This is a genomic window from Bradyrhizobium sp. 142, from assembly GCF_023074015.1.
In the GTDB taxonomy this organism is placed as follows: Bacteria; Pseudomonadota; Alphaproteobacteria; order Rhizobiales; family Xanthobacteraceae; genus Bradyrhizobium.
In genome coordinates, this window is record NZ_JADPKQ010000131.1 from 1 (window position 1) to 12589 (window position 12589).

The following is a 12589-nucleotide window of genomic DNA, read 5'->3' on the forward strand; positions in this document are numbered from 1 at the left end:
TCTCGCGATGACGCCCTTGCGCTTCGCTAACCCTTCGCCGCCATCAGGCTGGGTAAAGGACTTCCACCTCCAAGCTGTCGAACATGCTCGGCACACCAACAAAAACGGCGCCCGAAGGCGCCGTTTTATCATCTTATGGAGCTTAGTGAGCGGTCAGGCCGCCGGCGGCTTCGTCACCGTCCGGCTTCACCGTCACCTTGGTGTCCTCTTCCCAGACGATCGGCACCGGCTTCTTCACTAATGCCTTGGCGACGACGTCATCCAGCCGCGAGACCGGGATGATCTCCATGCCGCCCTTGATCGCATCGGAAATCTCCGTGAGATCCTTGGCGTTATCCTCGGGGATCAGCACCGTCTTGATGCCGCCGCGGGCAGCGGCGAGCAGCTTCTCCTTCAGGCCGCCGATCGGCAGCACACGGCCGCGCAGCGTGATCTCGCCGGTCATCGCGACATCGTGGCGAACCGGGATTCCGGTCATGACCGAGATGATCGCGGTGGCCATCGCCACGCCCGCCGACGGACCGTCCTTCGGCGTCGCGCCTTCCGGCACGTGCACGTGGATGTCGCGCCGGTCGAACAGCGGAGGCTCGATGCCGTAGACGATCGCGCGCGAACGGACGTAGGACGCCGCCGCCGAGATCGATTCCTTCATCACGTCACGCAGATTGCCCGTGACCGTCATCTTGCCCTTGCCCGGCATCATGACGCCTTCGATCGTCAGCAGCTCGCCGCCGACGTCGGTCCAGGCAAGGCCGGTGACGATGCCGACCTGCGGCTCGCTCTCGATCTCGCCGAAGCGGTACTTCGGCACACCCAGAAACTCTTCGAGAGACTTCTCGGTGACCTTGACCGACTTCTTCTTGGAGATCATCAGCTCCTTCACCGCCTTGCGGGCGAGTGTCGAAAGCTCACGCTCCAGATTACGCACGCCCGCTTCGCGGGTGTAGCGGCGGATCAGAAGCAGCAGCGCGTCGTCGTCGATCGAAAACTCCTTGGAGTCCAGGCCATGCTTGGACACCGCGTTCGGGATCAGGTGCTTGCGCGCGATCTCGACCTTTTCGTTCTCGGTGTAGCCCGCGATGCGGATGATCTCCATGCGGTCCATCAGCGGTCCGGGAATATTGAGCGTATTCGCGGTCGTGATGAACATCACGTTGGACAGATCATAGTCGACCTCGAGATAGTGGTCGTTGAAGGTCGCGTTCTGCTCGGGGTCGAGGACCTCGAGCAGCGCCGAGGACGGATCGCCGCGGAAATCGGCACCCATCTTGTCGATCTCGTCCAGCAGGAACAGCGGATTGGACGACTTGGCCTTGCGCATCGACTGGATGATCTTGCCAGGCATCGAGCCGATATAGGTGCGGCGGTGACCGCGGATCTCGGCCTCGTCACGCACGCCGCCGAGCGAGACGCGCACGAACTCGCGCCCCGTCGCCTTCGCGATCGACTTGCCGAGCGAGGTCTTGCCGACGCCGGGAGGCCCGACCAGGCACAGGATCGGTCCGGTCAGCTTGTTGGCGCGTGTCTGCACCGCCAGATACTCGACAATGCGGTCTTTGACCTTCTCAAGCCCATAGTGATCCGCATCCAGAACCGCCTGTGCGGCTTCCAGATCCTTCTTGACCTTGGACTTCTTGTTCCACGGGATCGACAGCAGCCAATCCAGATAGTTGCGCACGACGGTCGCTTCCGCGGACATCGGCGACATCTGGCGCAGCTTCTTCAATTCGTGCTGCGCCTTCTCGCGCGCTTCCTTGGAGAGCTTGGTCTTGGAGATCTTCTCTTCGAGATCAGCAAGCTCATCACGGCCTTCGTCGTCGCCGAGCTCCTTCTGGATCGCCTTCATCTGCTCGTTGAGATAGTACTCGCGCTGGGTCTTCTCCATCTGGCGCTTGACGCGCGAGCGGATGCGCTTCTCGACCTGGAGCACCGAGATCTCGCTCTCCATCAGGCCCAGCACCTTCTCCAGGCGCTGCGTGACCGACAGCGTCTCCAGGATTCCCTGGCGATCCGCGATCTTGACGGCGAGATGCGAGGCGACCGTATCGGCGAGCTTGGCGAAATCGGTGATCGCCTGCACGACGCCGACGACCTCGGCCGAGATCTTCTTGTTGAGCTTCACATAGCTCTCGAAGTCGGACACCACCGAGCGCGCCATGGCCTCGGCCTCGACCGACTTCGCATCGGTGTCGGCGAGCGCAATCGCAGTCGCTTCGTAATAGTCAGCGCGATCGGTATACTTCTGCACGCGCGCACGCTCGAGCCCTTCGACCAGCACCTTCACCGTGCCGTCGGGGAGCTTCAAGAGCTGGAGCACGCTGGCAAGCGTACCGGTCTCGTAAATGGCATCGGGCGCCGGATCATCGTCGGACGCGTTCTTCTGCGTCGCGAGCATGATCAGCGCATCGTTCTTCATCACCTCTTCGAGCGCACGGATCGACTTCTCGCGGCCGACGAAGAGCGGCACGATCATGTGCGGGAAGACGACGATATCGCGCAGCGGCAACACAGGATAAGCGTGCGTTTCGCCATGGACGATGGTTGGCCTGGGTTTTGGATTGGTCATGGCCTTTTCCTTTTGCTTTGCCCCCTCGCACGCAGCCCGCCATGCTCATGCGCAACCGCCACAAGGTGCCGAGGTGATCGGCAAAACCGGTCTGTCCTTCGCAGGGTCGGACCGGGCTCTGCCGGATCGGAACTGAGGCGAATCTTGAAGAGAATTCTTACTCGCCGCCGACATTAGGTGGCTATCGACCCGGGGGGTGTCAAGTCATCGAAAGACGCACGCCATCAGGCGCTTACGCACGCGGACAAGCGACGCAACACCGGCTGCGGAGATACGTTCCGCAGCCGTCATTTCTGACAGGACGATTAGAGCTCCCAGCGCCCTCGGTTTAGGCGCTGGCGTTCTCGACGGCGCGATCAGAGCGATCGGCGTAGATGTAGAGCGGACGGGCCGTGCCTTCCACGACTTCTCGCGAAATCACGACTTCTTCCACACCTTCCAGGCCCGGCAGGTCGAACATGGTCTCGAGCAGGATCGCCTCGAGGATCGAGCGCAGGCCACGCGCGCCGGTCTTGCGCTCGATCGCCCTACGGGCAACCGCGCCAAGCGCCTCGTCGGCGAAGGTCAGCTCGATGTTCTCCATCTCGAACAGCCGCTGGTACTGTTTCACCAGCGCGTTCTTCGGCTCGACCAGGATCTTCTTGAGCGACGTCTCGTCGAGATCCTCCAGCGTCGCCACCACCGGCAGACGGCCGACGAACTCGGGGATCAGGCCGTACTTCAGGAGATCCTCGGGCTCGACGTGACGGAAGATCTCGCCGGTACGGCGGTCTTCCGGCGCCAGCACCTGGGCAGCGAAACCGATCGAGGTGGAACGTCCGCGCGCCGAGATGATCTTCTCAAGCCCGGAGAACGCACCGCCGCAGATGAACAGGATATTGGTGGTATCCACCTGCAGGAACTCCTGCTGCGGATGCTTGCGGCCGCCCTGCGGCGGGACCGAAGCCACCGTGCCTTCCATGATCTTCAACAGCGCCTGCTGCACGCCCTCACCCGACACGTCACGCGTGATCGAGGGGTTGTCGGATTTGCGACTGATCTTGTCGATTTCGTCGATGTAGACGATCCCGCGCTGGGCGCGCTCGACATTGTAGTCGGCGGCCTGGAGCAGCTTCAGGATGATGTTCTCGACGTCCTCGCCGACGTAGCCGGCTTCGGTCAGCGTCGTCGCATCGGCCATCGTGAACGGCACGTCCAGGATGCGGGCGAGCGTCTGCGCGAGCAGCGTCTTGCCCGAGCCGGTCGGACCGATCAGCAGGATGTTCGACTTCGCGAGTTCGACGTCGTTGTGCTTGGTCTGGTGGTTGAGGCGCTTGTAGTGATTGTGCACTGCGACCGAGAGGACCTTCTTCGCATGGCTCTGGCCGATCACGTAATCGTCCAGCACCTTGCAGATTTCCTTCGGCGTCGGAATGCCGTCGCGCGACTTGACCAGCGAGGATTTGTTTTCCTCGCGGATGATGTCCATGCACAGCTCGACGCATTCGTCGCAAATGAAGACCGTGGGACCCGCGATCAGTTTGCGGACTTCGTGCTGGCTCTTGCCGCAGAACGAGCAATACAGCGTGTTCTTGGAGTCGCTCGTGCCGACCTTACTCATTCATGTCTCCGTCCGCGGTTCGATCCCGTCCGCTCGATCGCTCTATTCCGGCACGACAGCCGGTACAGACCATCAAATAGAGCAAATTCCGTACCAAAAAAGACCCTATGCGTTACATCCCGCGCGAATCACGGTCGCTCGATTCTCCGCGATCATAGCCGCTCAATCGTAGCCAACCATGCTGTCACCCGACTATCAAGAATTCGCTAATCGGGGAGCCGCTGGCTACCCGTGACAATACCGTGATTTCAGGTCTTGGCACGGGCGAAGTGATCGAAATCACCCCGGCGTTGCCGGATTGCCACGAAAAACAAGCACGAAAGCGGAACTTTCCGCCTGCCGCGGGGCGCAAAGGCGCTCTTTTGCGCCCGTGCGAAGTGCGCCGTTAACGCCAACGACGCTCCGACGATCCCGAAATCCCAACACGTATTCCAAGGATCTTCCAAGGATCGATAGTGCAGCCCCGACAGTGTTACGGGGCCTTCGTGCCCGCCGGCTCCTCGGCGCGCTTGTCGATGACCTTGTCGACCAGGCCGAACTCCTTGGCGTCGGACGCGGTGAGGAACTTGTCGCGTTCCAGCGCATCCTCGATCGCCTTGTAGGTCTGGCCGGTGTGCTTCACGTAGATCTCGTTGAGCCGCTTCTTCAGGTTCAGGATTTCCTGGGCGTGCAGCATGATGTCGGTGGCCTGGCCCTGGAAGCCGCCGGAGGGCTGATGCACCATGATACGCGCGTTCGGCAGCGAGAAGCGCATGTCCTTCTCGCCGGCAGCGAGCAGCAGCGAGCCCATCGAGGCGGCCTGGCCCGTGCACAACGTTGAGACCGGGGGGCGGATGAACTGGATCGTGTCGTAGATCGCAAGGCCCGACGTCACCACGCCACCCGGCGAGTTGATGTACATCGAGATTTCCTTCTTCGGATTTTCCGCTTCAAGGAACAGGAGCTGCGCGACCACCAGGGTCGACATGCCGTCCTCGACCGGCCCGGTCAGGAAAATGATGCGCTCCTTCAAAAGGCGCGAGAAAATGTCGTAGGCGCGCTCGCCACGGTTGGTCTGCTCGACCACCATGGGCACGAGGTTCATGTAGGTTTCAACCGGATCGCGCATGAGTCACCTAGGTTTTTCGGACGCGGACGTCGCCACTCTTGGCTGCCAGTTTCCTGGCTGGATTTGCCTGAAGGCCGACGGACATCCCGTGATGCAGGAACTTTGGTAGAGGATGAAGCCACAGATATAGCCCAATTCGCGCCAGACAAGTGCGGAGCGCATTAAGGCTTAATCCTCGCGGCAGTTGAAGCTGATTCGCGCAAAGAGGCCCAGCCGGCCACCTGGCTAGTTGGGCCTGTTACGCAGATCATCCTTAATAGAAGGCGTTCTCAACGCCCTCAGGCGGCAGTCTTTTCCGCTTCGTCGTCCTTGTAAAGGTCCTCGCGCGAGACCTTCTTCTCGGTCACGTTGGCGAGTTCGAGGATGAAGTCGACGACCTTGTCCTCATAAATCGGTGCACGAAGCTGGGCCAACGCTTGGGCGTTGCTGCGGTAATAATCCCAGACTTCCTTCTCGCGGCCCGGCATCGAGCGCGCCCGCTCGATCACGGCGCGACCGACCTCGTCGTCGGTCACGGTGATCTTGTTCTTCTCGCCGATCTCCGACAGCACCAGGCCGAGCCGCACGCGGCGGTCCGCGATCTTGCGGTACTCTTCCTTGGCGGCATCTTCAGTGGTGTCCTCGTCGGCAAAGGTCTTACCGGCGGAGTCCATCTCGGCCTTAACCGAGTTCCACATCAGATTGAACTCCTCGTCGACGAGAGAGGGCGGCGCCTCGAAGCGATGCGCCTCGTCGAGCTTGTCGAGCAGCGCGCGCTTGACGCGCTGGCGCGTTGCGGTCGCGAACTCCGCGACCAGCCGCTCGCGCGCAGCTTCCTTGAGCTTGTCGAGCGATTCCAGGCCGAGCGTCTTGGCGAACTCGTCGTCGATCGCGATGTCCTGCGGCGCCTCGATCAGCGTCGCGGTGGTCTCGAACTCGGCCGGCTGGCCGGCCAGCTTGTCGTTCATGTAGTTCTTCGGGAACGCGACCTTCAGCGTGCGGGTCTCGCCCGCGCCGATGCCGATCAGCTGCTCCTCGAAGCCGGGAATGAAGGTGTTGGAGCCGATCACGACCTGGATACCCTCGCCGGCGCCGCCCTCGAAGGCCTCGCCGTTGATGGTGCCCTTGAAGCTGATGGTGACGCGGTCGCCGGATTCGGCCTTCGCGCCCTCGGCCTTCGCCGCGTAGCCGCGGTTCGAATCGGCGATGCGCTTGATCGCCTCGTCGACATCCGTGTCAGAGACTTCAGCAACCGGCTTCTCGACCTGGAACGACTTGAAGTCGGCGAGCGCGATCGCCGGCACCACTTCGATCGCGACGGTGTAGGTCAGGTCGGACTTGCCCGACAGCAGCTCCTCAACCTCGGCCTGCTCGGTCGGCATCGTGATCTTCGGCTCGGTTGCGAGGCGGAAGCCGCGCTCGGAGAAGAGCTGCGTGTTAGTGTCGCGGATGGTCTGGTCGATGGTCTCGGCCATCACCGAACGGCCATAGACCTTCTTCAGGTGATTGACCGGCACCTTGCCGGGACGGAAGCCGTTGAGGCGAACCTTGTCCTTGAGATCGACGAGCTTGGCGCCGGCCTTGGCGTCAAGATCAGACGCCGGAACGCTGATCTTGAATTCGTGCTTCAAACCTTCTGAGACGGTTTCTGTGACCTGCATGGCGTCCAATCTTCTTCTCGTTCGGTCCCGGCACGTTGCGCGTCGGGACGCTGTCATCAATCGATCCAGCGCGCGAGGCCAATGCCCCTGCACTAGTGGGTTCATCGGATCTGGCTCCTTGCGGAAAAACATCCGCGAGGAACAGGCCCTTCAGTAATCCGTGCAAACGCTGAAAGCGCTTGGTGCGGGCGGAGGGACTCGAACCCCCACAACTTTCGTCACTGGAACCTAAATCCAGCGCGTCTACCAGTTCCGCCACGCCCGCGAGAATTTGCATCAAGACCGGCCGCGATGCCGCGGGCGGCGGGCTTATAGCATGTGCCTGCCCGTTCGCAGCAAAAAAATGGCCGTGTCGAGTCCCACCTCAACTAGGCATGGCGGCTGGACTTATCCAGCGCAGCATGGTCCGGATCGTCGCATGAAAACGCCGATTTTTGCCCCCTCCCGACGCGAGGTTGTGGCCGGCCTTGGGGCGTCGGCCGCGGGGATGATTGTCGGCGGGGTAGGCCCGTCCGTCACCGCCCAGCTCGCCCTCCAGGCCCGCCTCGCGAGTCTGGCTCTGAGCCCGGCTCAGCCGCCTACACCAATCTGGGAGCTGGCTGCCGTAAGCCATGTCGGGAACGTCCATCTCAAGCGCGGCGACCGCTGCGAGGTGGTGTTTCGGAACGACCTGCCTGTACCGCTTGCCCCAGTCTGGCACGGCCTTAATGGCGCGGCCGCGGCCGACCCGCTGCGGGGGCGCGCGCCCACCCCGCCGGACACGACTGAAACATCAATTATTTCAATGCCAAGCGCAGGAACCTTGCTGGTTGACTTTCGCCTCTTCGAGGACGGTCTGACAGCGCCCGGCCGCCCGCTTCCGATCATCGGCGAGGAGACTAGCCGCCCGGCCGTCGACCGTGACGAGGTGCTGTTGATCGAGGAATGGCGCCTGCGGCCGGATGGGACCGCGCTTCCCCCGGGCCGCGATCCGAAGGAAACGCAGCCGCTCTATACAATCAACGGGGAGACGTCATTCGAACTCTCAGCCGCAGCCAACGAGCGGCTGCGGCTACGCTTTATCAACGGCTCCCAACGTACTGTCCTGGCGATCAAATTGGAAAACCACGACGTCCGCGTAATGGCCATGGACGGACAGCCGGCCGAGCCGTTCCCGGCTCGCAGCGGCGCTGTGGTGCTGGCCCCCGGCGCGCGTGTCGACGCATTTGTGGATACGGCCACATCGGCCCCGTTCCTGCTGCACGACGGCAAGGAGGCGCGCCAGGTCGGGAGCCTCACAATCTCCGGCAGACGGGAACGGCGCGTCCCGCTGTCTGATCCACAGCCCCTCCCGTCGAACGGCCTCCCTGACCAGCTCGACCTGAAAGGCGCCCTGCGGTTCGATGTCGCGCTCGGCGCACCCGAGGCCGGTTGGACGCGGCCTGCAAGCTTCTCCACCGCGTCCACCCCCGCCTTCCGCGCCAAGGCCGGCCGCACCGTCGTGCTGGCACTCAAGAACCCCGGGGCGGTCACCACTGTCTTCCGCCTCCACGGGCAGCACTTCCGTCTGCTCGACCGGCTCGACGATGGCTGGAAGCCTTACTGGCTCGACACGCTCGCAATCGAGCCCGGCCAAACCCAGCGCATCGCGTTCGCCGCGACCTCACCCGGACGATGGCTGGTCGAATCCGTCGTGACCGACTGGGCGGCGCCGCTGCTGGTGCGCTGGTATGCGGTGGAGTGAGGGCTCAGTACTCCACCCCGAGCGCATTATAAATCCGCCTGTGCACTGCCGGCAGCGTCTCGGTCAGGTCTTCCGCGATCAGTCCCGGGCCCGCTTCGCTCGCCGCCTCGCCGTGCATCCAGACGCCGATGCTGGCGGCCTCGAACGCCGGCACGCCTTGCGCCAGCAGCCCTGCGATGATGCCCGAGAGCACGTCACCGGCGCCTGCGGTAGCGAGCCAGGGCGGCGCGTTGGCGGCGATGGTGGCGCGGCCGTCGGGCGCGGCGATCGTCGTGTCAGGGCCCTTCAGCAGCACGACAGCACCTGAGCGCTCCGCAGCGGCGCGTACGCGCTCGAGCTTGGAGCGGTGCGGATATTTGTTGCTGAGATCGGAGAACAGCCGCGGAAACTCGCCCTCATGCGGCGTCAGCACCACCGCATTGTCCTGCGAGGACTTGATCGATTCAAACAACCGCTCGGGGTTCGCGGCAAAGCTCGTCAGCGCATCCGCATCGAGCACCAGATGCCGCTGCGCCGTGAGCGCGGTGTGGACGAAATCGCAGGTGCGATCGCCGATGCCCGCACCGGGGCCGATCATGCAGGTGTTGTAACGCTTGTCACTGAGGAGCTCGCCGAATTCGACCGCGGTATCGACGGGACGGACCATGACTGCCGTGAGCGCGGCTGCATTGATGGCGAGCGCATCGCGTGGGCTTGCCAGCGTCACGAGGCCCGCGCCGGCGCGCAAGGCCCCGCGGGCGGCGAGCCGCGCCGCGCCGGTCGCGGCGGCGTCGCCCGAGACTGCCAGGACGTGGCCCCGCGCAAATTTGTGGCCATCGATGCGGGGGACCGGAAAAGCTGCGCCCCAGAAATCCGGATCGTTCTCGAAGATCTGCGGCCTGATCTCGTCCAGCACCTGCGCGTCGATGCCGATATCGGCGACACGCACGGCACCGCAATGTACCCGGCCCGGCAGCAGCAGATGCGCCGGCTTCTTGCGGAAGAAGGTGACGGTCTCAATGGCGTTCACCGCGACGCCCATCACGGCCGCGCTGGTGCCGTTGATGCCGCTCGGCAAGTCGACGGCGAGCACGGGCGCGCCGTTGGCGTTGATCGCTTCGATCATCTCGTGCGCCTCGCCGCCAACGGCGCGGCTCAGGCCTGCGCCGAACAGCGCATCGATGATCAGCGCCGGCCTGCCGATCGCCGGCGGATTGAACGGGAGCACCGGGTGCTTCCAGCCGCGCGCGGCGGAAGCCGCATCCCCCTGAAGCTGATCGCGCTCGCACATCAGGATCACCGAGACCTCGCGCCCCTGGGCGGCAAGCTCGGCGGCCGCGACAAAACCGTCGCCGCCATTGTTGCCGGGGCCGGCCACGATCAGGATCGGCCCCTCCTCCACCAGCGCATTGGCGGCTTCGGCGACCGCCTGGCCGGCGCTCAGCATCAGCTTGAAGCCGGGCGTGCCGGCCGCAATGCTGAGCTGGTCGGCTCGCTGCATTTCAGCGTTGGTCAGAACTTCCATGCCACTTCCCTGGTACAAACGCCTCTTCAACAGGCATCTTCCGTGCCGATCCCATACATGGGAATAGACGCCTGCACACACATTGATCGTTTGCCTATTTCTTAGTCTTCGGTATTTTGGGCCGGTCGGCTCCACCTATCAGAGATGCTCGTTAAAAGGCTGATAACGCTCCAACAATCAGGGCATTTGCAACTTGGCATAGACCCTGCTTTCGAGGAAGTCGCTTCGGTTCGTCGCGCTCACTGGCATATATGTAAGGTGTGGCCGGCCGCCGCCGGGTTGGTCAGGCATCCCGGCACAGCGAAGACAAGTTCGTGCGTGAGAAAAGCGCATCCTGACGAAGACGTTGCTATTTGTTCGAAAGGCCGGGAGGCGCGCAGTGAAGAAAATCGAAGCCATCATCAAGCCGTTCAAGCTCGACGAGGTGAAAGAAGCGCTTCAGGAAGTCGGCCTTCAGGGCATCACCGTGACGGAGGCCAAGGGTTTCGGCCGCCAGAAGGGTCATGCCGAGCTCTATCGCGGCGCAGAATACATCGTCGACTTCCTGCCCAAGGTGAAGATCGAGATCGTGATCGGCGACGATCTGGTCGAGCGAGCGATCGACGCGATCCGCCGCGCCGCGCAGACCGGGCGCATCGGCGACGGCAAGATTTTCGTCTCCAATATCGAGGAGGCGATCCGCATCCGGACCGGCGAATCCGGGCTAGACGCTATCTGAGCCGGGTGCTATCCCGCATTTTGCGACACTCTGACAAGAAATAAGGCTGCTTCGGCGGCCTGAATTCGTTTGTGCGGTCGCGCAAAACTCGCCGAAAGCGAGAATAATTTTGCTCATCTGGAAACCGACCCGCAGAGCCAAAAGGGGTATGCATGAAGACCGCCAAAGACGTCCTGAAATCGATCAAGGACAACGACGTCAAGTACGTCGACCTGCGCTTCACCGATCCGCGCGGCAAGTGGCAGCACGTGACGTTCGACGTCAGCATGATCGATGACGACATTTTCGCCGAAGGGACGATGTTCGACGGCTCCTCGATCGCCGGCTGGAAGGCGATCAACGAGTCGGACATGTGCCTGATGCCCGATCCGGTGACCGCGACGATCGACCCGTTCTTCGCCGAAACCACCATGGTCATCACCTGCGACGTGCTCGAGCCGACCACTGGCGAGCCCTACAACCGCGACCCCCGCGGCATCGCCAAGAAGGCCGAAGCCATGGTGAAGTCGATGGGCGTGGGTGACACGGTCTTCGTCGGCCCCGAAGCCGAGTTCTTCGTGTTCGACGACGTGCGCTTCTCCTCTACCCCCTACAACACCGGTTTCAGGCTCGACTCTTCGGAGCTGCCGACCAACTCCGACACCGAATATGAAGGCGGCAATCTCGGCCACCGCGTCCGCACCAAGGGCGGCTATTTCCCGGTCCCGCCGCAGGATTCCGTGCAGGACATGCGCTCGGAAATGCTCGGCGCCATGGCCAAGATGGGCGTCAAGGTCGAGAAGCATCACCATGAGGTCGCCTCCGCCCAGCACGAGCTCGGCATGAAGTTCGACACGCTGACGCTGATGGCCGACCATCTGCAGATCTACAAATACTGCATCCATCAGGTCGCGCACATCTACGGCAAGACCGCCACCTTCATGCCGAAGCCGGTCTATGGCGACAACGGTTCGGGCATGCACGTCCACCAGTCGATCTGGAAGGACGGCAAGCCGGTGTTCGCCGGCAACAAATATGCCGACCTCTCGGAGACCTGCCTCAACTACATCGGCGGCATCATCAAGCATGCCAAGGCGATCAACGCCTTCACCAACCCGTCGACCAACTCCTACAAGCGCCTGGTCCCGGGCTATGAGGCCCCCGTGCTGCTCGCCTACTCCGCGCGCAACCGTTCGGCATCCTGCCGCATCCCCTACACCGCTTCGCCGAAGGCCAAGCGTGTCGAGGTGCGTTTCCCCGATCCACTCGCCAATCCCTATCTCGGCTTCGCCGCGATGCTGATGGCCGGCCTCGACGGCATCAAGAACAAGATCGATCCGGGTCCGGCGATGGACAAGGACCTCTACGATCTGCCGAAGGAAGAGCTGAAGCAGATCCCGACCGTGTGCGGCTCGCTTCGCGAAGCGCTCGAAAACCTCGACAAGGACCGCGCCTTCCTCAAGGCCGGCGGCGTGTTCGATGACGACTTCATCGACAGCTACATCGAGCTGAAGATGACGGAAGTCGAGCGCTTCGAGATGACCCCGCATCCGATCGAGTTCGACATGTACTATTCGGGCTGATCTGGCCCGACTGTATGCAAATCGGGATAGGGGGAGTCTCGCGACTCTCCCCTCCCACACCACCGTACATACGGGTCCGTATACGGCGGTTCACCGGATTGAGCGCGAACGGCTTGTTTTGCGTCCGCGCCAGAGGTTCAGATGGTGGGCTCCGTCACGTCGGCTTCG

At 62.8% G+C, this 12589-nt stretch carries 8 protein-coding genes and 1 tRNA gene; 3 read left to right on the forward strand and 6 right to left on the reverse strand.

All coding sequences use genetic code 11. The features are described from left to right. Positions 1 to 142 precede the first annotated feature (142 nt). The 5 genes from lon to IVA82_RS13460 form a co-directional block, all read right to left on the reverse strand. Positions 143 to 2566 (reverse strand): endopeptidase La, encoded by a 2424-nt coding sequence (gene lon, locus IVA82_RS13440; protein ID WP_247383686.1) that lies wholly within the window; start codon positions 2564 to 2566, stop codon positions 143 to 145. 328 nt (positions 2567 to 2894) lie between these two features. Further along, positions 2895 to 4166, reverse strand: coding sequence for an ATP-dependent Clp protease ATP-binding subunit ClpX (gene clpX, locus IVA82_RS13445; protein ID WP_148743669.1), 1272 nt, complete (start codon positions 4164 to 4166; stop codon positions 2895 to 2897). 472 nt (positions 4167 to 4638) lie between these two features. Then, a complete protein-coding gene (locus IVA82_RS13450) occupies positions 4639 to 5274 on the reverse strand; it encodes an ATP-dependent Clp protease proteolytic subunit (protein WP_148743670.1) in 636 nt (211 codons plus the stop codon). Positions 5275 to 5552: 278 nt separating this feature from the next. Then, positions 5553 to 6914: a trigger factor gene (tig, locus tag IVA82_RS13455; RefSeq protein WP_247383685.1), complete on the reverse strand. Its 1362-nt coding sequence runs from the start codon at positions 6912 to 6914 to the stop codon at positions 5553 to 5555. A gap of 180 nt (positions 6915 to 7094) precedes the next feature. Next, positions 7095 to 7179: transfer RNA gene (locus tag IVA82_RS13460), tRNA-Leu, on the reverse strand. Between the two features lie 153 nt (positions 7180 to 7332). On the opposite strand from IVA82_RS13460, the gene IVA82_RS13465 reads away from it, so the two are divergent. Then, positions 7333 to 8637: a multicopper oxidase domain-containing protein gene (locus tag IVA82_RS13465; RefSeq protein WP_247383684.1), complete on the forward strand. Its 1305-nt coding sequence runs from the start codon at positions 7333 to 7335 to the stop codon at positions 8635 to 8637. A 4-nt stretch (positions 8638 to 8641) separates the two neighbouring features. Here IVA82_RS13465 and IVA82_RS13470 read toward each other — a convergent pair whose 3' ends face one another. Further along, a complete protein-coding gene (locus IVA82_RS13470) occupies positions 8642 to 10141 on the reverse strand; it encodes an NAD(P)H-hydrate dehydratase (RefSeq protein WP_247383683.1) in 1500 nt (499 codons plus the stop codon). A gap of 379 nt (positions 10142 to 10520) precedes the next feature. Here IVA82_RS13470 and IVA82_RS13475 point away from each other — a divergent pair, with 379 nt between their 5' ends. Together IVA82_RS13475 and glnA are read left to right on the forward strand one after the other, a co-directional pair. Then, complete coding sequence (locus IVA82_RS13475; protein ID WP_007603495.1) at positions 10521 to 10859, forward strand: P-II family nitrogen regulator; 339 nt, start codon at positions 10521 to 10523, stop codon at positions 10857 to 10859. 152 nt (positions 10860 to 11011) lie between these two features. Beyond that, on the forward strand, positions 11012 to 12421 hold the full coding sequence (gene glnA, locus IVA82_RS13480; protein WP_247383682.1) for a type I glutamate--ammonia ligase: 1410 nt from the start codon (positions 11012 to 11014) through the stop codon (positions 12419 to 12421). Positions 12422 to 12589 lie beyond the last annotated feature (168 nt).

What these genes read in the sequence shown, in the direction of transcription:
- lon (WP_247383686.1), bottom strand. Translation starts at nt 2,566, where the DNA reads ATGACCAATCCAAAACCCAGGCCAACCATCGTCCATGGCGAAACGCAC.
- clpX (WP_148743669.1), bottom strand. Translation starts at nt 4,166, where the DNA reads ATGAGTAAGGTCGGCACGAGCGACTCCAAGAACACGCTGTATTGCTCG.
- IVA82_RS13450 (WP_148743670.1), bottom strand. Translation starts at nt 5,274, where the DNA reads ATGCGCGATCCGGTTGAAACCTACATGAACCTCGTGCCCATGGTGGTC.
- tig (WP_247383685.1), bottom strand. Translation starts at nt 6,914, where the DNA reads ATGCAGGTCACAGAAACCGTCTCAGAAGGTTTGAAGCACGAATTCAAG.
- IVA82_RS13465 (WP_247383684.1), top strand. Translation starts at nt 7,333, where the DNA reads ATGAAAACGCCGATTTTTGCCCCCTCCCGACGCGAGGTTGTGGCCGGC.
- IVA82_RS13470 (WP_247383683.1), bottom strand. Translation starts at nt 10,141, where the DNA reads ATGGAAGTTCTGACCAACGCTGAAATGCAGCGAGCCGACCAGCTCAGC.
- glnA (WP_247383682.1), top strand. Translation starts at nt 11,012, where the DNA reads ATGAAGACCGCCAAAGACGTCCTGAAATCGATCAAGGACAACGACGTC.